This is a genomic window from Paracidovorax oryzae ATCC 19882 (assembly GCF_000687165.1).
In the GTDB taxonomy this organism is placed as follows: Bacteria; Pseudomonadota; Gammaproteobacteria; order Burkholderiales; family Burkholderiaceae_C; genus Paracidovorax; species Paracidovorax oryzae.
The window spans coordinates 89,145-112,566 of the sequence record NZ_JMKU01000013.1 but is presented as its reverse complement, the minus strand read 5'-3'; the positions used below and the strand labels follow the sequence as shown (position 1 = coordinate 112,566).

Sequence of the window (23,422 nt, the reverse complement as noted above, 5' to 3'; positions counted from 1 at the left end):
TGTCTCCTTGAATGGGTTCGGGGGTAGCTGCTCAGGCCGGCAGGGCCAGCAGATCCTGGAGATGGGCATCGACCTGGGCGAGGAACTGCGGGTCGGTGCCGAACAGGCCCAGATGGCCGTCGATGCAGGCGAGCGGGCGGAATTCGCTGCCCGGTATGAGCCGCTGCTCGGCCTGGCAGTCGGCGGGCGGGAAGAACATGTCATGGCTGATCGGCATCACGAAGGTCTTCGCCCGGATGCGGCCCAGCGCCGCCGCGAGGTCGCCGCCGGTGTGGCGGCTGACGTCGCCGCGCTGCCACTTCCAGGCCATGGCCAGCAGGGCGTTGGGGTCCATGGGCGCGAAGTAGCCGGCCATGAACTGGTCCACGAAGGCCTGCAGGGAGTCGAAGCCCAGCGCCTTGTGGCGGCCCTCGCGGAAGAAGTCGGTGCTCCAGCCCATCACCGTCCACAGCTGGGCGTGGCGCTTCAGGCCGGCGGCCACGTCGGCCGGCGATGCGTAGCGGCCGCCCTGGAAGCCCGGGTCCGAGGTGATGGCATCGGCCAGGGTCTGGGCGAAGAGGAAATCGTGCTCGGTGTTCTTCGCGGTGCCGGCGATGGGCGCCGCGCGGCGCACCATCTCGGGGTAGCGTACGGCCCATTCGTAGGTCTGCTGCGCGCCCATGGAGCCGCCCACCACCAGGGCCAGCTCGCGCAGGCCGTAGTGCCCGGTGACCAGCCGGTGCTGCGCACGCACGTCGTCGCCGATGCGCACCTTGGGAAAGCCCGGCCCGGCGAGTTCGCCGGCCGCATCGTGCGGCGAGGTGGACAGGCCGTTGCCGATCTGGTTGACCACGATGATGAAGTAGCGCGACGGGTCCAGCGCGCGCCCCGGGCCGATATAGGCCTGCTCCATGATCTTGCTGGTGCCCGAATACCAGGTGGGCACGAGGATGGCGTTGTCCCGGGCGGCGTTGAGCATGCCGTGCGTGGCCACGGCCAGCTGGCAGTCGGGCAGCACGCCGCCGTCTTCCAGCTCCAGCGCGCCGATGCCGATGCGCTCGAAGGGGCCGTGGGCTTCCTGGGTGTAGTAGGTGTTCTGCGTCATGGTGTCGTCTCTTCGGGCAATGATGGGAGTCAGCGGGCCGTGTAGCCGCCGTCGATCACGAGTTCCGAGCCCGTGACCCAGCGGGCCTGGTCGGAGGCCAGGTACACCACGCCCCAGGCGATGTCGTCGGGCGTGCCGGTGCCGCCCAGGGGGTGCAGGCTGTCCAGGTGCTGGCGCACGGCCTCTTCGGGCAGGCCCGAATGCTGGGCATGGCGCTTGACCATCGCGGTGAAGACGAAGCCGGGGTGCAGCGAGTTCACGCGGATGCGGTCCGGGGCGTAGGTCAGCGCGTCGTTCTTCGACATCGTGCGCACGGCCCCCTTGGCTGCGTGATAGGGCGGCACGTCGCCGCCGCCCACGATGCCGTAGATCGACGAGATGTTGACGATGGAGCCGCCGCCCGCGGCCCGCAGGTGCGGGATCGCGTGCTTGGTGCAGAGGAAGACCCCGGTGACGTTCACCGCCATCACCCGCTCCCACTCCTGCAGCGGCAGTTCGTGGGTGGGCTGGTTGGCGCCTTCGATGCCGGCGTTGTTGACCAGCACGTGCAGGCCGCCCAGCTCCTTGGCAACCTGGTCCAGCGCGGCGCGCACCTGGTCTTCGCGGGTCACGTCGGCCGTGGCGAAGAGGGCGCGGATCCCGCGCTCCTGCAGCTGTGCGGCTACCTCGCGGCCGCGCTGCTCGTCGCGGTCCAGCAGCGCCACGGCGGCGCCTTCCTCGCCCAGGCGCAGCGCGATGGCTTCGCCCAGGCCGTTGGCGCCGCCGGTCACGGCGGCCACCTTGCCTTCGAGTCGTTTCATGGTCGTCTCCTGGGACAGCGTGCGGTCTTCAGGCCATCTCGAAGCCGGGGTAGCCCTGGGCGGCCAGCTCGTCGCACTGGCGGTGGTAGTTGCCCGCACCGCCGATGTAGGAGAGCAGGCGGCGCGGCTTGCCATCGACGTTCGAGCCCATGTACCAGGAGTCGGTCTTGACCACCAGCGTGGCGGCGGCGGTCTCGTCGTGGTGCTGCACCCAGCGGTCCTCGAATTCCTTCGTCGCCTCGACGGTCTGCTTGCCGTGGCGGCGGGCGTGGGCGATGCATTCGCTGATCCAGTCCACCTGCTGCTGCAGGCAGGTGGTCATGTTGCAGAGCGCCGCCGAGGGCGCCAGAGGCGCGCCCGTGGTGAAGAGGTTGGGATAGCCGTGGACCTGCAGGCCCATGGCGGTGCGGATCTCCTGCGACCACTGCTCCTTCAGCGACCGGCCGCCGCGCCCGCGGATGTCGATGCGGCTGAGCGCGCCGGAGCCGGCGTCGAAGCCGGTGGCCATGATGATCACGTCCACTTCGTGGACCCGGCCGTCGGCGGTCCGTATGCCTTCGGGCACGATGCGCTCGATGGGCGTGGCGCGGCAGTCGATGGGCTCGACATTGTCCTGCAGATAGACCTCCAGGTAGCCGTTCTCCAGCGGCACGCGGTGGGTGCCGAAGCCGTAGTCCCCGGGGCCGGGGATGAGGATCTGGCAGAGCCGGGGATCGTTGCGCAGCCGCACGCGCATCTTGCCGCGCACGAATTCCGAGACCTCGGCGCTCACGCCCTCGTCGAAGAACATCTCGGGGAAGGTCGCCAGCCACATCGCCAGCGAGCCGTCGTTCCAGTACTTCTCCAGGATCTCCGTGCGCTCGGCAGGCGTCAGCTCGGCCCAGGGCCGGTTCTCGAAGTCGCAGTCGAAGCCCGCGAAGGTGGTGCGCACGCGCGCCTTGAGCTCATGGAAGCGCTCGCCCCAGCGCTGCCAGTCGGCCGCGCTGTACTTGGGGTTGCGCATCGGCACCACGTACTGCGGCGACCGCGTGAAGACCTTGAGCGAGCCGACCTCGCGCGCGATGGTCTGTATCACCTGGATGCCGGTGGCGCCCGTGCCGATCACGGCCACGCGCTTGCCCTTCAGGTCGATGCCTTCCCTGGGCCACAGGCCGGTGTGCGTGATGGGGCCGTGAAAGCTCGATTGCCCCGGAAAGCGGTCGGCCAGCGGCGCCGACAGCATGCCGCAGCAGGCCAGCAGGTATTGGGTGTCGATGCGCTCGCCGGTCGCCGTGGTGACCAGCCAGCGGCCGGTGCCTTCCTGGTAGTGGGCCGAGACGATGCGGGTGCCGAACTGGATGTCCTTCTTCAGGTCCAGCCGGTCGGCCACGAAGTTGAGCCATTGCTCGGTCTCGGGCTGGGCCGGAAAGCGCTCGCTGGGCTGCCAGGCCTTGTAGAGCGCCTCGGAGAACCAGTACTGGTAGATCTCGGCCTGCGAGTCGAAGCGCGCGCCGGGGTAGCGGTTCCAGTACCAGGTGCCGCCGACGCCGGAAGCCGTGTCGTAGGCCCGCACCTTCAGGCCCATCTCGCGCATGCGGTGCAATTGGTAGAGGCCGGCCACGCCCGCGCCGATGACCATGGCGTCGAGCCGGGTGGGCGGCGCGTCTTCCGCGGTCGCGCCCTTGCGTTCCAGAACCGTATCGTTCATGTGCTTGTCTCCTTGTGTGCATGGATGGGGAGGGGCGCTCGCGCGGGCTGCAGGGCCCTGCGGCGTCCTTCCGGGACATGGCTGCGTTGGCCATGGCATGCACGATAGGCACGGCGTGCGGGCCGGACTTGAACGATCCGGTGCGCGCGTTGAAGGAATGTGTGAGGGAGGGGGAGGGGCGCGGAGCCTCAGTGCGGCCTGCCCTGGCGCAGGGCGGCCGGGGTGCAGCCCAGGCGGGCGCGCACGGCCCGCGTCAGATGGGCCTGGTCGGAGAAGCCGCATTCGGCGGCCACGGCCTTGAGCGCCAGCGTGCTGTGCAGGAGCAGGCGCCGGGCGCGCTCCACCCGCCGGTCGATGACGTAGCCGTGCGGCGAGGTCTGGAACGAGGCGCGGAAGCGCTTGCAGAACGACCACACGCCCATGCCGGCGACGGCCGCCAGCTCTTCCAGCGACAGGGGCTGGTCCAGGCGCTCCTCCACGAATTCCTCGAGCCGGCGGCGCAGCGCGGCCGGCAGCTGGCCGCTGGCCGACTGGTCGATGAAATCCACCGAGGCGTAGTGCCGCAGCAGATGCACCGCCAGCTGCGTGCCCAGCGCTTCGGCATACAGCGCGCCGCCGACGGCGCTGCTGCCGGCCTCGTGCGCCATGGCCTGGACGATGTGGCTGACCGCCGGGTCCTGCATGCGCAGCAGGTCATGCAGCCGCACGTCGGCGACGGGACGGTCCAGCACGTCGGCGGCCACGCGCGACAGCAGGCTGGAGGGCAGATAGACGTGCGCCACGTCGATGGGCGCGGTCCAGTGCCAGTGCGAGGCCTGCGATCGGGTCAGCAGCGACACGTCGCCCGGCCGGCATTCGGTGCGCGTCCAGCGGCCCTCGAAGCGGCGCTCCATGAGCGTGGTGCCCTCCTGGTAGCACACCAGGATGAAGTCCGACAGCGGCGGCACCTCCACGTCCAGGCCGCCGTAGCGGTAGGCGCGCAGCGCCACGCTGTTCCAGTCGCATCCGTCGCTGCTGCGCAGCAGCTCGCCGGGCACCCAGCGGGGCAGGTCTTCGGACGCGATGGGCTGGGCAGGAATCGCCATGGCCCCGATTTCAAACGACGGCGGGCGGGGCCGGGGCTGGGGGAAACACCAGACAGCCGCCCCGGCATCCGGCCGGCGGGGGCGCCTGCTTCTACGTCCGCGCCTGCGCCCTGTGCCGGCCCGGCGCCGGCAGGGAAGTCCAGTCGTCGTTGCCGAAGGAAGAAGTGACATAAAGGTTGCCATGTGCAACAGCCATGTGCAGCTGTTGCCATCCGGGAGGCATCCGGAAATCCGCGTGGTGGAATTCGTTGCCCGGTGCATGGTGCGCCCGGCCGTACGGGCTGCGGCGCTCCTGACTGTGGGGTGTTGCGCGCGGATGATTCGATGAACGGATGTCCATGGCGCGGATCGCGCCGCAAGAGGTATCTCGGATGCTGCAATTCCAATACAACAGGCAGTGGATGGCATGGGGCGCGGGACTGGCGTGCGCCCTGGTGGCCGGTGGGGCGATGGCCGGGCCGGACGCCGCAGGCGGCGTGGTGGTGCGGCCGGAAAGCGCCGGGGTGGCGGCGATGGAGAACGGGTCCTTCATCGATCCGCAATTGAAGATGCTCTGGGGGGAGCATTTGCGCCGCGGCGGCAACCTGGTCGCCCCGGCGGATGCCGCGAGAGGCTTCGTCGGCCCGCGGGTGGTGGATGGCATGGTGCGCATCGAGGCCCTGTCCCTGGGCGACGATGCCGCGCTGGCGGACGAATTGCGCAGGCTGGGCGCCACGGATGTGCGCCAGCAGGGCAACCTGGTGCTGGGCCGGATGCCCGTGGCGGGCCTGGGCGCCCTGCAGTCGCTGCGCACGGCGCGCTTCGTGCGGCCGGCGCCGGAGCCGTTCGGCAGCGTGGGCGGGGTGACGTCGCAGGGCGACGCGGTGCAGGGTTCCGCGCGCGCGCGGCGCAGCTTCGGGGTGGATGGATCGGGCGTCGTCGTGGGGGTGACCTCCACCGGTTACGACACGCAGGGCGGGGCGGCCGCGGACGTGGCACGCGGCGACCTGCCCGGCCCCGGCAATCCCAATGGCCGCCTGCAGCCCGTGCGGGTGCTCAAGGACCGCAGCAGCGGCAGGGACAGCGACGAGGGCCGCGCCATGGCGCAGATCGTCCACGACGTCGCCCCCGGCGCCTCCCTGGCGGTCTACATTCCCGAGAGCGTCCAGGACCATGCCGACGGCCTGCGCGCCCTGGCGAAGGCAGGCGCCAACGTCATCAGCGACGACATGTACTGGACCAACGATCCCTGGTTCCAGGAAAGCCCGATCGGTGCCGTCCAGCGGGAGCTTCTTGCCAGCGGGAACGTGCTCTCCATCAATGCCGCGGCCAACTTCGCCGACTGGTCCGCCGAAGGCTGGTTCCAGCCCCTGCCCGCACGCGGGCTGACGATGGGAGGCGCTGCACAGGGCCGCTGGCAGATGCACGACTGGGGCGGGGGGCGCACCACCTTCCCGGTCACCCTGCACCGCGGCGGCCGGGTGCGCATCGTGTTGCAGTGGGACGAGCCTTTCGCCTCGTTCACCCGGTCCCGCGCAGGCTCCGCCTCCGACCTGGACCTGTTCGCGTTCACCGACGACCGCGGCGGAAACATCTCCTTCCTCTCCGCCACCCGCAATGTCGGCGGCGACCCGTTCGAGTTCGTCTTCGCCTTCCTGAACCCGGATGCGGCCGACGCGACCTTCACCATCCACATCGGCGTCGGCATGCCTGAAGGCACCGGCCGCCCGCCCGGGCGTTTCAAGCTGATCGCGCAGCCCAGCGACATGTCGCTGGTGGACTGGCCGCGCGAGGCGGCCTTCCACTCCGCGACTGCCGTGGGCCACAACGCGTCGGAGGGCGCCATCGTCGCCTGTGCCGTGCGCTATTCGCAGGTGAATACGCCGCGCGGCCCGGTGGCCGAGACGTTCTCCTCCACGGGCGGCTTCGCGCGCACGCGCGACGCGGACGGTGTGGCGCTGTCCCATCCCCTCGATACGCACAAGCCGGACCTTTGCGCCCCCGACGGGGTGGACAACTCGGTCTTCGGCGTGGACACGGACGGCAACGGCTGGCCGAACTTCTTCGGCACCTCCGCCGCCTCGCCGCACCTGGCTGGCGTCGCCGCTCTCATGCTGCAGGCCTCGGGCATGAAGATGCGTGCCGGCGAGGTGGGGCCGGCATTGCGCGAAACGGCGCGCGACATGGTGGATGCCGGCGACCCGCTCAGCGCGCCCGGCCATGACGTGCGCTCGGGCCATGGCTTCGTCAATGCGGAACTCGCGGTGACGCGGGCGATGACCCTGCGTTCCCGGCCCTGAGCTGGTATCAAGTCGTTAACCTGGCGCGTAACTTTATGGCATGCTCGGGCTTTCGAGCCCGGCAGTGGCATGCGGCATCGCGACCGCCGTTTCCCGGGGCTCCGCACACGTTTCGAGCGATGCCTGATCGCCAAAGGACATGGAGCAGAGGATGATCATCGGCATCGACCTGGGAACCACCAACAGCCTGGCGGCGGCATGGAAGGACGGGCGATCCGTCCTGATCCCGAATGCGCTCGGCGAGATGCTGACGCCGTCCTGCGTCAGCCTGGACGAGGACGGCACGGTGCTGGTCGGGCGCGCGGCCCGCGAGCGGCTGCAGACCCACCCGGACCGGACGGCCGCGAACTTCAAGCGCTACATGGGCAGCGACAAGACGATGGTGCTGGCCGGGCGCGCGTTCCGGCCCGAGGAGCTGTCGTCGCTGGTGCTGCGCGCGCTGAAGGCCGACGCCGAAGCGTTCCTCGGCGAGCCGGTGGAGGAAGCGGTGGTCACGGTGCCCGCCTATTTCTCGGATGCGCAGCGCAAGGCCACGCGGGCCGCGGGCGCCCTGGCCGGGCTGCGGGTCGACCGGCTGCTCAACGAGCCGACGGCGGCGGCATTGGCCTACGGACTGCACCAGCAGGACAGCGAAACCCGGTTCCTCGTCTTCGACCTGGGCGGCGGCACCTTCGATGTCTCCATCCTGGAGATGTTCGACGGTGTGATGGAGGTGCGGGCATCCGCGGGGGACAACTTCCTCGGCGGCGAGGATTTCCTGCAGGCCCTGGTGAACCTGTTCTTCGAGCGCCTCAAGCTCTCCGAATCCCTGCGCCGGGACAGCCACTTCATGCAGCGGCTCGTTGCGGCCGCCGAGCGCGCGAAGCGGGCGCTCAGCGAGCAGGCACGGGCCGTGCTGTCGGTGGAGCACCAGGGAAAGCCTCTGTCCCTGGAAGTGGACGAGTCCCTGTTCGAAAGCGCCTGCGCCACGCTGCTCAAGCAGCTGCGGCTGCCGGTGGAGCGGGCCCTGCGGGACGCGAACCTGCGCACCGTCATGCTGGACAACATCGTGCTGGCCGGCGGCGCCACGCGCATGCCGATGGTCCGGCGGCTCGCGACGACGATGTTCGGCCGCTTTCCCGCCATCGACTTCAACCCGGACGAGGTGGTCGCCATGGGCGCGGCCATCCAGGCCGGGCTGAAGGCGAAGGACGCGGCCCTCAGCGAAGTGGTGATGACCGATGTGTCGCCCTATTCCCTGGGGGTGGCCGTGAACAAGCGCATGCCCGACGGGAGTTCCACGGCGGGCCATTTCGATCCCATCATCGAGCGCAACACGATCGTGCCGGTCAGCCGCATGAAGACCTATGCGCCGACGCGGGACGACCAGGTGTTCGTCGATCTGGAGATCTACCAGGGCGAATCGCGCCTGGTGCAGGACAACATCCACCTGGGCAACCTGCGGATCGAGCTGCCGGGCACGAGCCGCGAGGATTCCTCCCTGGAGGTGCGCTTCAGCTATGACGTCAATGGCCTGCTGCAGGTGGAGGCGCATGTGCCCAGCACGCAGAAGACCTTCAGCGTCGTCATCGAAGGCAATCCGGGCCTGCTGACCGAAGCCGAGATCGCCGAGCGCCTCACGGCCATGGGCGCGCTGAAGATCCATCCGCGCGATGCGCTGGAGAACCGCACCGCCATGGCGCATGCGGAGCGTATCTACCAGCAGTTGCGGGGCGGCGCGCGGGAGTGGCTGGCGGAGCAGATCCTGCGGTTCGAAGGGGCCCTGGCCACCCAGGACGGCCGCGTCGTCGCCAAGGCGCGCAAGCTGCTGGAGGACCAGCTGGCCCACCTCGAGCGCACGGGGGCCGTCCTCGCGGACGACGAACCGTGAGCACGGAAAGCCGCACGCCGCCTCCGTTCCTCGCCCACCTCGGCCTCGACGAGGCGGCGGACGACCGGGCGATCCGCCGTGCCTACGCGCGGCTGCTCAAGCAGATCGACCAGGAAAAGGACCCCGGCGGTTTCCAGTCCCTGCGCCAGGCTTACGAGGTCTCCCTGCAGTGGTTCGCCCATCGCCAGCAGCAAGAGGATGGGGAGCAGGCGGGCGAAGAACCACCAGCGGATGCAGAACCACCATTGCCCGCCGAGCCACCAGCGCCCGCTGAACCCGATCTCCCCGCAGGGCCACCGCCGCCGGCCGCGCGCGAGCCGGGCCATGGCCCCGGCGATGCGGCCGCGCTCCGGCAGGCCGCCGCCCGGGCCGCGGAAGCCTCGGCCCGCGAGGTCTTCGAGGCGATGCGCGCGGCGCTGCCGCAGCGGCGGCGCGGGGCCCATGAGAAGGTACAGGCCTGGCTGCAGCAGGCGCTCGAAGGCGAGCGCCTGATCGACATGGATGCCCGGTTCCTGTTCGAGGGCGGCGTGGTGTCCCTGCTGGCGAACGGCTGGCAGCCGGGCCACGAGTACCTGTTCGGGCCCGCGATGGAGTGTTTCGGCTGGCGCCGCGACCGGGACCGGCTGGCCGCGTTCGGGCGCGCGGGGGCGGTGATCGCCTCCGCGATCGACGAACTCGATTTCTACGATGCGCAGCCGAAAAAGGTGCGGGTGGGCCAGCGGGACCTCATCCGCCGGCTGCGGGACGACAGGCGCCCGGGCACGGGGTTCCTGCTGCGGCACCTGCCCCGGGTGCTGCACCTGCGCAGCCTGTTTCCGCACTGGCTGCACGTGGTCACCGCGCTGGGCAACGCGGAGCGGTGGCGCGAATGGGCGGATGCCGTGCCGCGGTGGCGGCGCTGGCTGACCTATGCGCCGGCCAGGGTACCCGCGCCCGCGCCCGCAGCCGGGCCGTTTTCGGTGCCGGAATCGTCTTTCCGCATCGGCAACGGGTGGATCATCTTCGGCGTGCTGGTCCTCACGGCTCTGTTGCGGACGTGCCTGCAGAACGATCCGCCGCGATCGGCGCCTTCACCGGCTGCGCCCGTCCACGGCAGCCTGCCGCCAGGGACCGGGGTGGGCGGCATCTACCCTGGCCTGTCGCCCCGCGAGCCGGCGGGGCCCGTGCCGCCGTCGCTCTCCGCGCGCGCCACCCCGGTCACGCCGCTGCAGCCCGTCTATCCGCCCGAGGCCCGCCGCCGGGGGCACGAAGGGCGTGTCGTCGTCTCCGCCACCATCGGATCGATGGGGCAGGCGCGGGATGTTTCCATCGCCCAGAGTTCCGGCCACCGGGAACTGGACGAGTCGGCCCTGGCCGCCGTGCGCAATGCCACCTTCCACCCCGCCAAGGACAGCCAGGGGTATGCCGTGGACGCCAGCTACCGCATCCCGTTCAACTTCGTGCTGTCGGACAAGCCGGCCGCCGGCCCCGGGGAAAAGCCGGCCGCCGGTCTCGCGGTCAAGCCGCGCGACTACGCCCAGCGGATCCGCGATGCCTTCCAGTCGCAGATCAGCCTGCCGCAGGGCGTGACCGGCAATCCCGCCGCCGAAGTCCGGTTGCGGCTGAGCGCCCAGGGCGCCATCGAAAGCTACCGGCTGGTGCAGCCCAGCGGCAGCGCGGACTGGGACCAGGCCGTGCTGCGCGCGGTGGCGCGCGTCCAGCGGGTGCCTGCGGATGACCAGGGGCAGTTCCCTCCGGAGATGGTGATCACGTTCCGGCCGAGGCCCTGAGGGGCGGACGCGCTCCGTCCGCCGCAGGGACGGGGCCGAAACCCCAGTCCTGCAGCAGCGCGCGGGCCCGCCGGTCGGCCGCGCCGTTCGCGTGCGCCTGCGCTGCCTCGGACTGCGCGATGGCCGCAGCTTCATCGATGCGTCCCTGCTGCGCCTGCTCGAAGGCGCCAGCGGCCAGGGCGGCGGCTTTTTCCTGGGCCGCGGAGCCCGCAGGGTCGTGCAGGACCACATAGGCCCGCAATGGCGGCCATATCCGCTCGGGGCCGCCGGTGGGCGGCCTTTCGTGCAGCAAGGTGTCCCGGGACAGGCCCAGGCGGGGATCGCGCAGGGCGTCCAGCAGCAGGTGCAGTGCTTCGTCCTGGCCCGTGCCGCGCATGAGCCGGTGCTCCAGCATGCACGCATAGGCGGTGCGGGCGTCGCCTGCGATGCGCTGGAAACCTTCGTCGCGCGGTGATCCGTCCAGGTGGAGGTCGCCGGGGGCGTGCTCCACCAGGAAAGTGGTGAAGGCCTGCCGGAAGGCGGTGGACCGCAGGGCCTCGGCCACCACGGCATCGACCAACTCCATGTCTGCCTGCGTCAGCGGCTGGTCGAGTACCGCGGCCTGGTCCTGCAGGCCGCGGGTCCACCGCTGGAAGGCCTCGGCCGCAGCCCCGTCCACGGCCTGCAGGTCGGCGGCCGACTTCCGCAGGTGTTCGCCATGGGCTGCTACTTCCGAGCCGGGCGCCGTTGCGGGTTTGCGCCGCGACAGGGCCTCCGTGGGCGGATGCAGGCCCGCGCCCACCCTTCCGCCTTCTGCGTGCATCAACTCCCACAGCATGGGACGGTGGCGTGGCCGCTCCGGCGGCGCCTGCCGGAGAGCTGCGGCTCCGTATGCCGGTTCGGATTCCCGGAGCAGTTGCCGGAGCGTAGTGCGCCGTGGCGCCGGTGCGTCAGGACCCGGCGCTCCGGATGTCTCCCCGGGGTCCCGGAGCAGTTGCCGAAGCGTGGTACCTCGTGGCGCTGGGCCGTCAGGACCCGGTGCAGCCGGAGCAGCGGGCCGCGTGGACGTGTTCGGGAAGGTTCGCTGGATACGGAGCATGGGGTGGGCATGCCGCGTGGAGCGGTCCTGGCCGCCACGGACGGTAACTCAGGCCCCGGGCCGCCGCGCCCGCGGTGCGAAGCAGTGCAGGGGCGAGCGAAGCCAGGCGGGGCGCGCTAGGGCCTCGCGCTGGAGCCCCGTACCACCAGCTCTCCTTCCAGCACCACGCGCCGCGCAGGCCGCGCCGGGTCCTGCATGCGCTGCAGCAGCAACTCCGCCGCCGTGCGGCCGATGTCGTAGGTGGGCTGGGCGATGGTGGTCACGTCCAGCGCGGGCAGGGCGGTCCAGTCGTTGTTGTCGAAGCCGGCGATGCCGATGTCCTGCGGCGTGCGCAGGCCGGCGGCCTGCACGGCCTGCAGGGCGCCGAGCAACAGCAGGCCGTTGGTGGCGAGCAGCGCGTCGGGGCGCTCGGCGGGCGGCGCCGCGAGGCATTGCGCCGTGGCGCGCTCGCCTGCTTCGCGCGTGGGGTCGAGCCACAGCGGCCGCGGCGCGAGGCCATGCGCCGCCAGGGCGTCCGCATAGCCCGCGTGGCGCTGCTGGCCGGTGGTGCTGTGGATGCCGGCGAGCAGGGCGATGCGCCGCCAGCCCGATTGCAGCAGGTGTTCCGTGGCGCGGCGGGCCGCGGCGTGGTTGTCCAGCACCACGCGGTCCACGCGGGAGCTTTCGAGCGCGCGGTCCACGAGCACGAGCGGAAACGGCCAGTCCGCGGGTCGCAGGCGCTGCAGCCCCTCCATGGTGGGCGACAGGATCACGCCGCTGGCCTGCTCGTCGGCCATCAACTCCAGGTACGACTGCTCCTTGGCGGGGTTTTCGTCGCTGTTGCAGAGGATGAGCCGCAGGCCGTTGCGGTAGGCCACGTCCTCCACGGCACGGCCCACGTCGGTGAAGAAGGGGCTGCGGATGTCCGAGACGATCAGGCCGACGATCGAGGCGCGGCGCTGGCGCAGCCGCCGCGCCGCAAGGTTGGGCCGGTAACCCATTTCGGCGATGGCCTGCTCCACGCGCTCGCGCAGCGGGGAGCGCACGGCGCCGGGCGTGGTGAGCACGCGCGAGACGGTGGTGGTGGAGACGCCGGCGCGCTGGGCGACGTCCTTGATGCTGGCCAATCCGGACTCCTGGGCAAGGCGGTTGGGATAACGGGACAGGTACCGGGCATGCGCCGGTACGGGATTCGCTGGATGGTAACGATTCCATGATTCATCTGGCAAGCGGTGCGGCGGCGGTTTTCCATCCCACGGCTGCCGGTGGCATCGATGTGCACGCAGACATGCTTGGGACCTGTGATTTCCTAGGTGTTTTCCCTGGTTTTCAGGGCGACGGGGGTGCGATCCGGCTTGCCCGGGCACGAGCCACCGTTTCATAATCGCGTCTGGAATCGATACCAAATTCAGGAGACATGCCCATGTCCACCATTCCGGTCGAGGTCCGCCTCGGGGCGGCCCCGCACAACCGCGAGGACGCCGTGCGCGCCGCCGGCGCACTGCTGGCGCAGGCCGGCCACATCCAGCCCGCCTATGTCGACAGCCTGCTGCAGCGCGAGAAGGTGGCCAACACCTTCCTGGGCGAAGGGCTGGCCATTCCGCACGGCATGGTGGAAGACAAGCACCTCGTGCGCCGCACGGGGCTGGCCGTGCTGCAGGTGCCGGCCGGCGTGCGCTGGGGCGACGACGCCAAGCAGGCGAAGCTGGTGGTGGCGATCGCCGCGGCATCCGACGAGCACATCCAGGTGCTGCGCCGGCTCACGCGCGTGATGCGCGACTCCGCCCTGATGCAGCGCCTGGCCACCACGGGCGATGCGCAGGAGATCGTGCGCGCACTCACGGCCGATGCGCCGGAGGGCGCTGCGGGCGCCGGGGCCCAGGGCGCGGCGCTGGAGGATTTCCCGCTCGGGCGCGAACTCTCCCTCAATTACCCGAGCGGCCTGCATGCGCGGCCGGCCGGCGAATGGGCCCGCGTGGCCGGGCGCTTCCAGGCGCGGGTGCACGTTCGGTGCGGCGACGCGGTGGCCGACGCCAAGAGCGTGGCCGCGCTGCTGGGCCTGGGGGCCGGGCGTGGCGCGCAGCTGCGCCTGTCCGCGCAGGGCCCGGATGCGGCCGCCGCGCTGTCCACGCTGGCAGCCACCATCGTGCGGCTCGGCGAGGAAGAGGCGCGGCAGGCCGAACTTTCGGCCGCGCGGCAGGCCCAGGCCCAGGGCCTGGGCCGCGAGCTGGGCGACTGGCAGCCCGCGGCGCGGCATACCTTCACCGGCATCGCCGCCAGCCCTGGCCTGGTCGTGGGCACCTTGGTGCATGCGGAGGCGGCCGCCCTGGACGTGGAGGACCGCTTCACCTCTGTGGCCGCCGAGGCCGCAGCGCTCGACCGGGCCTTCGCCGCCGCGCAGGCGCAGCTGGAGCAACTGGCCGCCGGTGCAAAGGCCGCCGGCCGCGCCGAGCAGGCCGGCATCTTCGCGGCCCACCAGGGGCTGCTGCGCGATGCGGAACTGATGCAGGCCGTGAGCCGCACCGTGGTGCAGCGCCACGGCGCCGCCTGGGCTTGGCGCCACGCGGTGCACGAGCGCGTGGCCGCGCAGCGCGCGCTGCCGGACGCCACCCTGGCCGCCCGCGCGGCCGACCTGCAGGACGTGGGCGAGCGCGTGCTGCGCCACCTGCTGGGCCTGGGCGGCGAGGCGGCCGGGCCGGATGCGGCCGGGGCCGCCTGGCCCGACCATGCCATCCTGCTGGCCGACGATATTTCTCCCTCGATGGCCGCGCAGATCGACACCGAACGCGTGCGCGGCTTCTGCACCGCGCGCGGCGGCCCCACGGCGCATACGGCCATCCTGGCGCGCGCCCTGGGCCTGCCCGCCGTGGTGGCTGCCGGCCCGGGCGTGCTGCCCGCACGGGACGGTTCGGGCCCGGCACTGGGCGGCACGCCGGCCATCCTGGACGGCTACCGCGGCCGGCTGTACGTGGCGCCCAGCGAAACCGCCCTGGTGGAAGCGCGCGAGCGCATGGCACGCCTGGCCCGCCGGCAGGAGGAAGAGGCCCGCACCCGCCGCGAGCCCGCCACCACCACCGATGGCCACACGGTGGAGATCGCCGCGAACGTGAACCGCGCCGACCAGGTCGCGAAGGCGCTGGAATCCGGCGCCGAAGGCGTGGGCCTGATGCGCACCGAATTCCTCTTCCTGGAGCGCGACACCGTGCCGGACGAGGAGGCGCAGTACCAGGCCTACCGCGGCATGGTGGAGGCGCTGCAGGGCCGGCCGCTCGTGGTGCGCACGCTGGACATCGGCGGCGACAAGCGCGTGCCCCACCTGGATTTGCCCGTGGAAGAAAACCCCTTCCTCGGCGTGCGCGGCGCGCGGCTGGCGCTGCGGCGCGACGACCTGCTGGTGCCCCAGTTGCGCGCGCTCTACCGCGCCGCGCAGCACGGCCCGCTGCAGGTGATGTTCCCGATGATCAGCACCGTGGAAGAGGTGCGCGAACTGCGAGCGCGCATGGAGGCCGTGCGCGCCGAGCTGCAGGCGCCCACGGTGCCGGTGGGCATCATGATCGAGGTGCCTTCGGCCGCGCTGACCGCCGACCGCCTGGCCGCCCACGTGGACTTCTTCTCGATCGGCACCAACGATCTCACCCAGTATGCGCTGGCGGTGGACCGCCAGCATCCCGAACTCGCCGGCATGGCCGACAGCCTGCATCCCGCGGTGCTGCGGCTCGTGGAGCGCACGGTGGCCGGCGCGGCGCGCCACGGCCGCTGGGTGGGCGTGTGCGGTGGCCTGGCGGGCGAGCCGCTGGGCGCGGCGCTGCTCGTGGGCCTGGGCGTGCAGGAGCTGAGCATGAGTGCCGGCGACATCGGCACCGTCAAGGCGCTGCTGCGGCGCCATTCCCTGGCCGAGCTGCAGGCGCTGGCGCGCAGCGCGCTCGACGTGGACACGGCCGACGAAGTGCGCGCCCTGGGCGCCGCGCTGCGCCCGGCGCCGCAGGCACCCGGGCAGGAGGCCGACCATGGCTGACCACGCAACGCCCCGGGTCTTTACGGTCACCCTCAACCCGGCCATCGACCATACCGTGCGCGTGCAGGCGCTCGTGCCCGGCAACGTGCACCGCGCGCTCGGCCAGCAGGTGGAGGCCGGCGGCAAGGGCGTGGGTGTGGCGGCCGTGCTCGCGGCGCTGGGTGTGCCGGTGACGGCCACCGGCTGGCTGGGCGCGGACAACGACGCGGTGTTCGCCGCCGCCTTCGCCGCGCGCGGCATCGCGGACGGCATGCTGCGCGTGCCGGGCGCCACGCGCACCAACATCAAGATCGCCGACGCCGCGCGCGGCGACTCCACCGACATCAACCTGCCCGGCCTGGCCCTGGAGCCCGCGGCCCTCGCGCGCGCCGAGGCCGGCCTGGTCGCCGCGCTGTGCGCCCAGGTGCGGGCCGGCGACTGGTGCGAACTGGCCGGCAGCCTGCCGCCCGGTGCGGATGCCACCGTGTGGGAGCGCATCGCCCGCGCCGTGGCGGCGCGTGGCGCACGCATCGCCATCGACACGGGCGGCGCGGTGCTGCGGCAGCTGCTGCAGGCGCTGGCCGATCCGGCGCGCGGCGCCGTGGTGCCCGTGGACTTCATCAAGCCCAACCGGGCGGAACTGGAAGAGCTGGCCGGCCGCGCGTTGCCCACGCCTGCCGACGTGGCGCAGGCCGCGCTCGCTCTCTGCCGCGCACACGGGGTGCGGCAGCTGGCCGTGTCCCTGGGGGGCGACGGCGCGGTGATCGCCACGGCCGAAGGCTGCTGGCAGGCCGCGGCCGCCCGCGTGCCCGTCGCCACCACGGTGGGCGCAGGCGACGCACTGGTGGCGGGCACGCTCGCCGCCCTGTCGCAGGGCCGGGCCATGCCCGCCGCCGCGATCTTCGGCATGGCCTGCGCCGCCGCCCGCATCCAGCGCATCGCGCCGGGCCTGCCGCCGCGCGCCGAGGTGGATGCCCTGGCCGCATCCATCCAGGCCACGCCGCTCTAAGCAATCAGGAGACACACACCATGGCCCAACTCATCGCCATCGCCGCGAGCCAGGCCGGCCCGGCGCACAGCTTCATGGTGGCCGAGGCGCTGCGCGCCGCGGCCGAATCGCTCGGCCACCGCATCGCCGTGAGCGTGCACAGCAGCCTGGGCACCCAGGGCGGGTTCAGCGACGGCGAACTCGCGGGCGCCGCGGCGGCCATCATCGCCGCCGACATGCCCGTGGACCGCCAGGACCTGCTGGGCACGGCCGCGGCCCCCGTGCACGAAGCCGCACCGCAGGACGTGCTGGCCGATGCGGAACGCGTGGTGCGCGCCGCGCTGGCCCGCGCGGGCGGGGCGCACGTGCAGGCCGCCGCTCCCGCCGTGCCTTCGCCCGCAACCGCTGCGCCCCAGGACGGACCCCTGCGCATCGTCGCCATCACGTCCTGCCCCACGGGCGTGGCCCACACCTTCATGGCCGCCGAGGCGCTGGAGCAGGGCGCGCGCGCGCTGGGCCACGCGATCAAGGTGGAGACGCAGGGCTCGGTGGGCGCGCAGAACGCGCTCACCGCCGGCGAGATCGCCGAGGCCGACCTCGTGGTGATCGCGGCGGACACGCAGGTCAACCGCGACCGCTTCGCCGGCAAGCGCCTCTACGCCACCGGCACCAAGGCCGCCATCCACGATGCGGCGGCGGTCTTCGCCCAGGCGCGGGCGCAGGCCCAGGTGTGGGGCGATCCGGCATCGCCCGCCCCTGCGGCCGGCGGCACGGCGGCCACTCCGGCAGCGGCCGGCAAGCGCGAATCCACGGGCGCCTACAAGCACCTGATGACGGGGGTGTCGTTCATGCTGCCCTTCGTGGTGGCCGGCGGCCTGCTGATCGCGCTGGCCTTCGCGCTGGGCGGCATCTACGTCTATGACGACGCGCACAAGGGCACGCTGGGCTGGGTGCTGTTCCAGGTCGGGGCCAAGGCGGGCTTCGCGCTCATGCTGCCGGCGCTGGCGGGTTACATCGCCTATTCCATCGCCGACCGGCCCGGCATCGCGCCCGGCATGATCGGCGGCATGCTGGCCGGCACCGTCGGCGCGGGCTTCCTGGGCGCCATCGCGGCCGGCTTCATCGCGGGCTATTCCGTGCACTGGCTGAACCGCTTCATCCGCCTGCCGCGCGGGCTGGACGGGCTCAAGCCCGTGCTGATCCTGCCGCTGCTGGGCGCGGCCATCGTCGGCGTGCTGATGATGATGGTGATCGGCGCGCCCATGGCCGCCGTGATGGGCGCGCTGACCGACTGGCTCAAGGGCCTGCAGACCGGCAGCGCCGTGCTGCTGGGCGTGATCCTGGGCGCCATGATGGCCTTCGACATGGGCGGGCCGGTGAACAAGGCTGCCTACGTCTTCTCCACCACCCTGATCGCCAGCGGCGTGGCCAACCCCATGGCCGCCGCCATGGCCGCCGGCATGACGCCGCCGCTGGGCATCGCCCTGGCCTGCTGGCTGTTCAAGAGCCGCTTCACCGCCGAAGAGCGCGAAGCCTCCAAGGCCTCCGCCGTGCTGGGCCTGGCCTTCATCACCGAAGGCGCAATCCCCTTCGTGGCGCGCGACCCGCTGCGCGTGATCCCGGCCTGCGTGCTGGGCTCCGCGGTGGCCGGGGGCCTCTCGATGGCCTGGAACATCGGCCTGCAGGCCCCGCACGGCGGCGTGTTCGTGCTGGCCATTCCCAACGCCGTGAACCATGTGGTCCTGTATGCGGCCGCGATCCTGGCCGGCACGGTGGTGACGGCGCTGGCGCTGGGGCTGTTCAAGAAGAAGCTGCAGCCCGCCGCCCGCTGAGGCACCGGGAGGGGCCGCCGCGCCACGGCAGGGCGGCGGCGGGCCTGGCTACTTGCGCTTGCGCGCGCCGACCTCGTCCAGGCGGTAGCTCCCGCCCGGCTCCACGCGCACGTTGAAGGTGCGCAGCCGGTCGTCCTCGTCGTGCTCGTAGCGGGCCTTCACCGTGATCTCGATCGCCGCGCCGCGCGCGCGGCACTGCACGGATTCGAAGCGGTACTGGCTGTGGTCGTCGTTCAGCTCGGAAAAGGCGACGGTCTTCGTGATGCGCGACGGGTCGCCCTGCAGCGGGTCGGTCACCCACTGCACATAGAGCTCGCTGCCCGCGCCCTCGTTCACGTTCGCCTCCACCACGCGGTAGGTGCCCTGCCGGGACGCTTGCGTCCACTGGCCGCAGGGCAGCACCTGGCGCACGGAGGCGGGCAGGGCCTCGACCTGCGCGCGCATCCAGGATTCGGCGGCCAGGGTGGAGGCCGGCACTGCCGCGAAGCAGGCGAGTGCGAGAAGGGTTGCGTGTCGTTTCACCATTGCGCCGTACTCGCTTCGGTAGCGTTCTTCCAGGAAACCTGGGGATGCCGGTAGATCTCGCGCGTGGAGATGCCCAGCGTGGACGTGAGCTGCGCGGTCAGCCACGTCAGCGAGACCTGCTGCGCGCCCGTCACGGCTTCGAAGGTCTGTCCCTGCACACCCGAGACGATCTCGATGCCGATGGAGTCGTTGTTGTCGGGGTACCGCTTGGGGAAGGGCTTGTGCTTTTCCACCGTGCCGATCTGGCGGCCCACGGTCTTGCCCTTGAGCGCGGCGACTTCGGCCGGCGTGCACTTGTGCTCCTCCATGCAGCGCGACTTGATGAAGCCCACGTGGTGGGTCTTCTGGTAGATGGAGGCCGTCTGGTAGATCGTGCCGTCCTTGTCGATGAGGAAATGCGCGCCGTTGGGGTTGGCCGTCTTGTAGCTGTTGAATGAAGACTGTGCCGTGGAAGCCCCCGTCTGGTGGACGATGATGCCGTTGATCACCTTCATCTCGCCGCGCTGGATGGCCCCGTGGATCGCCAGCCGCACACGCGGATGCTGCACTTTTCCGGTTTTGTCGATGTCCATGCCTTGCCTGTTCCTCCTTTGGTTTGAACGGGCCATGCTATCGGCGTGACTCGATGTGTAAACATCTGTTTCCTGGCGTTGCATAACCTTGCCGGTGGATACATCGATGCGCCTTGATCGGTACGCTGGTCGCCGTGTCCTGGATGCGGAGCGGTTACGCTTGCAGCACGCTCTGGAACCGTTCCATCCAGCCCTGTATTGGAGCCGCCATGAAATTGCCCCTGTCCCTCGCCCTCTTCGCCGCCTCCTGCCTGATTTCCTTCGGCGCTTTCGCCCAGACCGCATGCCCCTCGGGCGTGGCGGCCGGCAGCGCGCTTTGCGGGCCGAGCGGCGGTGGCGAGGAGGCGCCCCCGCGGCCGACAGGCGAGTGGATCAAGACCTGGGGGGCGATCGCACGCTCTACTTCCAGCGGGGACGTCGGCAGCAGCACCGGGAAATTCACGGAGGAGGAAGCACGCGAAGGCGCCGTGAAGGTCTGCGCCAATCTCGGCAATTCGGATTGCACGGCTGTGTTCACTTATTACAACCAGTGCGTCGCAGTGGCGGATAGTCAGAAGCTTGCGTCCGGGCGTGTCTTGCGCAGGATCTCCTCTGCAGGGAGCATCGCCTCGGCTCAGGACCTCGCTCTGGAGGAATGCCGGAAGGCCGGTGGAACCGAGTGCAAGGTGATAGGAAAAGATTGCACGAAGCCGTACTTCCACAAGTATTGAGACTGGCGCGAGCCACGGATACCGCCGAGCCAACACCCAAGTACCGCCATGAAACATCTCTTCTCACTCGGTCTCCTGACTGCTGCCTCCTGCCTGATCTCCTTCGGCGCTTTCGCCCAGACCGCATGCCCCTCGGGCGTGGCGGCCGGCAGCGCGCTTTGCGGGCCGAGCGGCGGTGGCGAGGAGGCGCCCCCGCGGCCGACAGGCGAGTGGATCAAGACCTGGGGCGCGATCGCGACCTCCCCGTCCAGCGGGGACATCGGCAGCAGTACCGGGAGATTCTCGGAGGAGGACGCGCGCCAGGGCGCAATGCAGCTCTGCACCAAGCTCGGCAACTCCGATTGCGTCGTCTCGCACACCTATCGCAACCAGTGCGTCGCGGTGGTCGATAGCCCGAAATCCACTTCCGGGCGCGCGATCGGCAAGATCATCAGTGCAGCGAGCATCCCCGCGGCGCAGGAGCGGGCGCTGGAGGATTGCCGCAAGGCCGGTGGCTCCGAGTGCAAGGTGCGCGGGACGGATTGCTCGAAACCCTACTTCCACAAGTATTGATCCAGCGGGACGGGGGGCCGGGGCCGGCCCGCGGGATACCGGCTCACGCCGGTTGCGCCAGCGTCCCCGCCAGTTCCCACAGCGACCCCATCTGCCCCGAGTGGAACAGCAGCGGCGGCGCGTCGCCGCGCGTGAACCGTTCGATGCGCCCTAGCAGCACGGTGTGGTCGCCCTCCTGGTGGCGCGAGTAGGTGCTGCATTCGAAGGTGGCCACGCTTTCCCGCAGGCGGGGGCAGCCGTTGCGGGCGGTGTCGAAGTCGGCCTCGAAGCGCTCGAACTTGTCCGGCGCAGGCCTGGCGAAGTGCCAGGCCAGGTCGCGCTGCGAGGCGGCCAGCACGCTGAGGTTGAACGCGCGCGCCGCCAGGAAGGCATCGGCGCTGCGCGCGTCGTCGCGGATGCTCCAGAGCAGCAGGGGCGGGTCGAGCGAGACGGACGCGAAGGAATTGATGGTCATGCCTTCGCGCTTGCCGTCGGGCGTGGCGGTGGTGACCAGGCACACGCCCGTGGGGAAGGCGCCCAGCGCCTGCCGCAGCGCGCGTGCATCGACTGTGTCGGCCGCGTCGCCGGTGATGAGGGCCCAGGAATACATGTGGCGGCTCCGTTCCCGTGGTCCTCGTTTCAGTACTGGCCCTTGGGTTCCAGGCCCAGCAGGTACTGCCCGACCATGGACGACACGGCGTCCCAGTTCAGGCTGATGTGGCGGGAGATCGCATTCGCGTCGCGCCACATGCGCTGGATGGGCTGGTCCAGCGCCAGGCCCGCGCCGCCCACGCTGGCGAACACGGCCTCCACGGCATCGCGCGACAGGCGCGCGGCGAAGGCGTGGTCGCGCCGGTTGCGGATGCGCCGGGCAACGTCGATGGCCTGGCCGTCCATGGCCATCTGCTCGACCTGCGCGGTGTCGCGGTAGACCAGCAGCCGCGCAGCGTCCACGCTGGCCGAGGCTTCGGCCAGGCGCGACTGCACGGGGAAGAATTCGCTCAGCCGGTTGCCTCCACCGGAGACGGCGCCGCGCGTCACGCGCACGCCTGCCAACTCGATCAGTGCGTCCACCGCGCCCTGGGCCGTGCCCAGGATCGGCGAGGTCAGGCACACCGGTACGGCCGACAGGAACGGGATGCGGTAGATCGGGTTGGTGTTCGCCTGCGCGCCGGGGGGCTGGTTGGACGACGCTTCGGCGAAGGTCAGCTTGCGGTGCCCGGGGATGAAGAGCGGCTGGTCGATGACGATGGCCTTGGAGCCGGTGCCCGCCTGGCCGGCGACGTGCCAGTTGTCCTCGATCCGCCAGTCGGCGCGCGGCGCCAGCAGGAAGCCGGCGGACGGCGGCGCGCCCTGGTCTTCGGGCGGAAACTGCACGCCCAGCAGGGCCCATTGCGAGTTGTCCACGTTGGAAGCGAAGAGCCACTTGCCTTGCACGAGGTAGCCGCCATCGACCTTCTGCGCCATCGTGGCCGGCGCATACGAGCCGCACACGATGGCCGACGGGTCGTCGCGCCACACGTCGTCCTGCGCCTGTTCAGGGAAGGTGCCGACCAGCCACTGGTGGATGGCACCCAGCGAGCAGCCCCAGGACGACGAGGTGCAGCCGCGCGCCAGCTCGCTCACCACGTCGATGAAGGCGGTGAAGCCGTATTCGTAGCCGCCATAGCGTGCCGGCTGCATGAGTTTGAAGAAGCCCGCGTCGTGGAAGGCGCGGGTCGTCTCGTCGGAAACGCGGCGGTCCCGCTCCGTCTGCTCGGCCCGTGCGCGCAGCACGGGGACCAGATCGCTTGCGGATGCAACGATCGAAGCCAGGGAAGGCGCACCCGCCACGGGCGAGTGGCGGCCGGGGGCGGGAAGGTCCACGTGGTTGAGCGCGGCGAACGGATGGGCGTTGGCGGGTTGCATGGTGTCTCCGGATGGAATGGTTGAGCCGTCTTCTGTGACGCCATTGGAGAGCTTTTTATTTGCATTTGCAAGTAATTGAGGCTCGGGGTTTTCACGCATGCCTGAGGGAATTCCACGGATGTCCAACGGTTGCGGCACCGGTAAGATGGGCCATGGCCACCCGAAAAAAGTCCCCTGCTGCCGCGAAAACTCCGGCCTCCAAGGCACCTGGGCGCGCAGTTGCAGCGCCTGCTGCTGCCACGGAATCCATTGCAAATGCAGGCAAAGAGGTGCGTCACGACCTGGAGCGCGCCATTCCCTATTTGCTGGCGCGTGCGGGCTCGCGCATGGGCCAGTCGTTCAGCCGGGAGCTGCGGCAGTTCGAACTGTCGCTCACGGACTGGCGCGTGTGCGTGGCGCTGCACCACCAGCCCCACCAGCGGCTTTCCGACCTGGCGCTGCACACCTCGACGGAGCCTTCCACGCTGTCGCGCGTCGTCGATGGGCTGCTGCAGCGCGGCCTCGTGGTGCGCGACCGCTCGGGCGAGGACGCGCGCGCGCTGGCGTTGAGCCTGACCCCGGCGGGCCACGAACTGACGCTGCGCATCATTCCGCTGGCACAGCTGTACGAACGGGTTTCCCTGGGGGGGCTGACCCATGCGCAGGCCGAGTCGCTGCGCGACATGCTGCGCATGCTCTACGACAACCTCGCCGCGCTGGACCGGGAATGAGGGGCATGACCGAAGGCAAGG

Annotated in this window: 19 protein-coding genes; 9 read left to right on the top strand and 10 right to left on the bottom strand. The window is 71.0% G+C overall.

The window, feature by feature from the left end; all coding sequences use genetic code 11:
* Positions 1-31: 31 nt before the first annotated feature.
* From T336_RS0112930 to T336_RS0112915, 4 genes are all read right to left on the bottom strand, one after another.
* A complete protein-coding gene (locus T336_RS0112930) occupies positions 32-1,084 on the bottom strand; it encodes an alpha/beta fold hydrolase (protein WP_026432867.1) in 1,053 nt (350 codons plus the stop codon).
* A gap of 29 nt (positions 1,085-1,113) precedes the next feature.
* On the bottom strand, positions 1,114-1,884 hold the full coding sequence (locus T336_RS0112925; RefSeq protein WP_026432866.1) for an SDR family NAD(P)-dependent oxidoreductase: 771 nt from the start codon (positions 1,882-1,884) through the stop codon (positions 1,114-1,116).
* Positions 1,885-1,912: 28 nt separating this feature from the next.
* Positions 1,913-3,571 (bottom strand): flavin-containing monooxygenase, encoded by a 1,659-nt coding sequence (locus tag T336_RS0112920; RefSeq protein ID WP_026432865.1) that lies wholly within the window; start codon positions 3,569-3,571, stop codon positions 1,913-1,915.
* A 188-nt stretch (positions 3,572-3,759) separates the two neighbouring features.
* Positions 3,760-4,656, bottom strand: a complete 897-nt coding sequence (locus T336_RS0112915) for a helix-turn-helix domain-containing protein (protein ID WP_026432864.1) — start codon at positions 4,654-4,656, stop codon at positions 3,760-3,762.
* Between the two features lie 371 nt (positions 4,657-5,027).
* Between T336_RS0112915 and T336_RS0112910 the strand changes: the two genes are divergently transcribed.
* The 3 genes from T336_RS0112910 to T336_RS0112900 all read left to right on the top strand — a co-directional run bounded on the left by T336_RS0112910 (position 5,028) and on the right by T336_RS0112900 (position 10,574).
* Positions 5,028-6,935, top strand: coding sequence for a S8 family peptidase (locus tag T336_RS0112910; protein WP_026432863.1), 1,908 nt, complete (start codon positions 5,028-5,030; stop codon positions 6,933-6,935).
* A gap of 151 nt (positions 6,936-7,086) precedes the next feature.
* The gene (locus tag T336_RS0112905; RefSeq protein ID WP_026432862.1) at positions 7,087-8,805 is read left to right on the top strand and encodes an Hsp70 family protein; all 1,719 of its coding nucleotides are present in this window, start codon (positions 7,087-7,089) and stop codon (positions 8,803-8,805) included.
* Positions 8,802-10,574: a TonB family protein gene (locus T336_RS0112900; protein WP_026432861.1), complete on the top strand. Its 1,773-nt coding sequence runs from the start codon at positions 8,802-8,804 to the stop codon at positions 10,572-10,574. Before T336_RS0112905 ends, T336_RS0112900 begins: the two co-directional genes overlap by 4 nt.
* Here the strand turns inward: T336_RS0112900 and T336_RS0112895 are convergent.
* Together T336_RS0112895 and T336_RS0112890 are read right to left on the bottom strand one after the other, a co-directional pair.
* Positions 10,552-11,376: an HpaF protein gene (locus T336_RS0112895; protein WP_244883930.1), complete on the bottom strand. Its 825-nt coding sequence runs from the start codon at positions 11,374-11,376 to the stop codon at positions 10,552-10,554. The two genes, T336_RS0112900 and T336_RS0112895, sit on opposite strands and share 23 nt — an antisense overlap.
* Before the next feature lie 392 nt (positions 11,377-11,768).
* Positions 11,769-12,758, bottom strand: coding sequence for a LacI family DNA-binding transcriptional regulator (locus T336_RS0112890; RefSeq protein ID WP_026432859.1), 990 nt, complete (start codon positions 12,756-12,758; stop codon positions 11,769-11,771).
* 290 nt (positions 12,759-13,048) lie between these two features.
* Between T336_RS0112890 and ptsP the strand changes: the two genes are divergently transcribed.
* The 3 genes from ptsP to T336_RS0112875 are packed head-to-tail and all read left to right on the top strand — an operon-like array spanning position 13,049 to position 18,445.
* A complete protein-coding gene (ptsP, locus tag T336_RS0112885; RefSeq protein WP_026432858.1) occupies positions 13,049-15,646 on the top strand; it encodes a phosphoenolpyruvate--protein phosphotransferase in 2,598 nt (865 codons plus the stop codon).
* On the top strand, positions 15,639-16,634 hold the full coding sequence (locus tag T336_RS0112880; RefSeq protein ID WP_026432857.1) for a 1-phosphofructokinase family hexose kinase: 996 nt from the start codon (positions 15,639-15,641) through the stop codon (positions 16,632-16,634). Before ptsP ends, T336_RS0112880 begins: the two co-directional genes overlap by 8 nt.
* Positions 16,635-16,654: 20 nt before the next feature.
* Complete coding sequence (locus T336_RS0112875; RefSeq protein ID WP_026432856.1) at positions 16,655-18,445, top strand: fructose-specific PTS transporter subunit EIIC; 1,791 nt, start codon at positions 16,655-16,657, stop codon at positions 18,443-18,445.
* Between the two features lie 48 nt (positions 18,446-18,493).
* Here the strand turns inward: T336_RS0112875 and T336_RS0112870 are convergent, their stop codons facing one another.
* Complete coding sequence (locus tag T336_RS0112870) at positions 18,494-18,970, bottom strand: hypothetical protein (RefSeq protein ID WP_026432855.1); 477 nt, start codon at positions 18,968-18,970, stop codon at positions 18,494-18,496.
* A complete protein-coding gene (locus T336_RS0112865) occupies positions 18,964-19,542 on the bottom strand; it encodes a peptidoglycan recognition protein family protein (RefSeq protein ID WP_026432854.1) in 579 nt (192 codons plus the stop codon). Before T336_RS0112865 ends, T336_RS0112870 begins: the two co-directional genes overlap by 7 nt.
* 209 nt (positions 19,543-19,751) lie before the next feature.
* On the opposite strand from T336_RS0112865, the gene T336_RS0112860 reads away from it, so the two are divergent.
* On the top strand, positions 19,752-20,252 hold the full coding sequence (locus T336_RS0112860) for a DUF4189 domain-containing protein (RefSeq protein ID WP_026432853.1): 501 nt from the start codon (positions 19,752-19,754) through the stop codon (positions 20,250-20,252).
* A gap of 48 nt (positions 20,253-20,300) precedes the next feature.
* Positions 20,301-20,804, top strand: a complete 504-nt coding sequence (locus tag T336_RS0112855) for a DUF4189 domain-containing protein (protein ID WP_026432852.1) — start codon at positions 20,301-20,303, stop codon at positions 20,802-20,804.
* Positions 20,805-20,847: 43 nt separating this feature from the next.
* Here the strand turns inward: T336_RS0112855 and T336_RS0112850 are convergent, their stop codons facing one another.
* A complete protein-coding gene (locus tag T336_RS0112850) occupies positions 20,848-21,393 on the bottom strand; it encodes a flavin reductase family protein (RefSeq protein ID WP_026432851.1) in 546 nt (181 codons plus the stop codon).
* Positions 21,394-21,422: 29 nt separating this feature from the next.
* On the bottom strand, positions 21,423-22,691 hold the full coding sequence (locus T336_RS0112845; RefSeq protein WP_026432850.1) for an acyl-CoA dehydrogenase family protein: 1,269 nt from the start codon (positions 22,689-22,691) through the stop codon (positions 21,423-21,425).
* A gap of 269 nt (positions 22,692-22,960) precedes the next feature.
* Between T336_RS0112845 and T336_RS0112840 the strand changes: the two genes are divergently transcribed.
* Entirely contained in the window at positions 22,961-23,401 is a 441-nt protein-coding gene (locus tag T336_RS0112840; protein ID WP_019701587.1) for a MarR family winged helix-turn-helix transcriptional regulator, read from the top strand.
* Positions 23,402-23,422 lie beyond the last annotated feature (21 nt).

What these genes read in the sequence shown, in the direction of transcription:
- T336_RS0112865 (WP_026432854.1), bottom strand. Translation starts at nt 19,542, where the DNA reads ATGGACATCGACAAAACCGGAAAAGTGCAGCATCCGCGTGTGCGGCTG.
- T336_RS0112855 (WP_026432852.1), top strand. Translation starts at nt 20,301, where the DNA reads ATGAAACATCTCTTCTCACTCGGTCTCCTGACTGCTGCCTCCTGCCTG.
- T336_RS0112930 (WP_026432867.1), bottom strand. Translation starts at nt 1,084, where the DNA reads ATGACGCAGAACACCTACTACACCCAGGAAGCCCACGGCCCCTTCGAG.
- T336_RS0112875 (WP_026432856.1), top strand. Translation starts at nt 16,655, where the DNA reads ATGGCCCAACTCATCGCCATCGCCGCGAGCCAGGCCGGCCCGGCGCAC.
- T336_RS0112870 (WP_026432855.1), bottom strand. Translation starts at nt 18,970, where the DNA reads ATGGTGAAACGACACGCAACCCTTCTCGCACTCGCCTGCTTCGCGGCA.
- T336_RS0112925 (WP_026432866.1), bottom strand. Translation starts at nt 1,884, where the DNA reads ATGAAACGACTCGAAGGCAAGGTGGCCGCCGTGACCGGCGGCGCCAAC.
- T336_RS0112860 (WP_026432853.1), top strand. Translation starts at nt 19,752, where the DNA reads ATGAAATTGCCCCTGTCCCTCGCCCTCTTCGCCGCCTCCTGCCTGATT.
- T336_RS0112845 (WP_026432850.1), bottom strand. Translation starts at nt 22,691, where the DNA reads ATGCAACCCGCCAACGCCCATCCGTTCGCCGCGCTCAACCACGTGGAC.
- ptsP (WP_026432858.1), top strand. Translation starts at nt 13,049, where the DNA reads ATGCCCATGTCCACCATTCCGGTCGAGGTCCGCCTCGGGGCGGCCCCG.
- T336_RS0112910 (WP_026432863.1), top strand. Translation starts at nt 5,028, where the DNA reads ATGCTGCAATTCCAATACAACAGGCAGTGGATGGCATGGGGCGCGGGA.
- T336_RS0112920 (WP_026432865.1), bottom strand. Translation starts at nt 3,571, where the DNA reads ATGAACGATACGGTTCTGGAACGCAAGGGCGCGACCGCGGAAGACGCG.
- T336_RS0112915 (WP_026432864.1), bottom strand. Translation starts at nt 4,656, where the DNA reads ATGGCGATTCCTGCCCAGCCCATCGCGTCCGAAGACCTGCCCCGCTGG.
- T336_RS0112880 (WP_026432857.1), top strand. Translation starts at nt 15,639, where the DNA reads ATGGCTGACCACGCAACGCCCCGGGTCTTTACGGTCACCCTCAACCCG.
- T336_RS0112850 (WP_026432851.1), bottom strand. Translation starts at nt 21,393, where the DNA reads ATGTATTCCTGGGCCCTCATCACCGGCGACGCGGCCGACACAGTCGAT.
- T336_RS0112895 (WP_244883930.1), bottom strand. Translation starts at nt 11,376, where the DNA reads ATGCACGCAGAAGGCGGAAGGGTGGGCGCGGGCCTGCATCCGCCCACG.
- T336_RS0112905 (WP_026432862.1), top strand. Translation starts at nt 7,087, where the DNA reads ATGATCATCGGCATCGACCTGGGAACCACCAACAGCCTGGCGGCGGCA.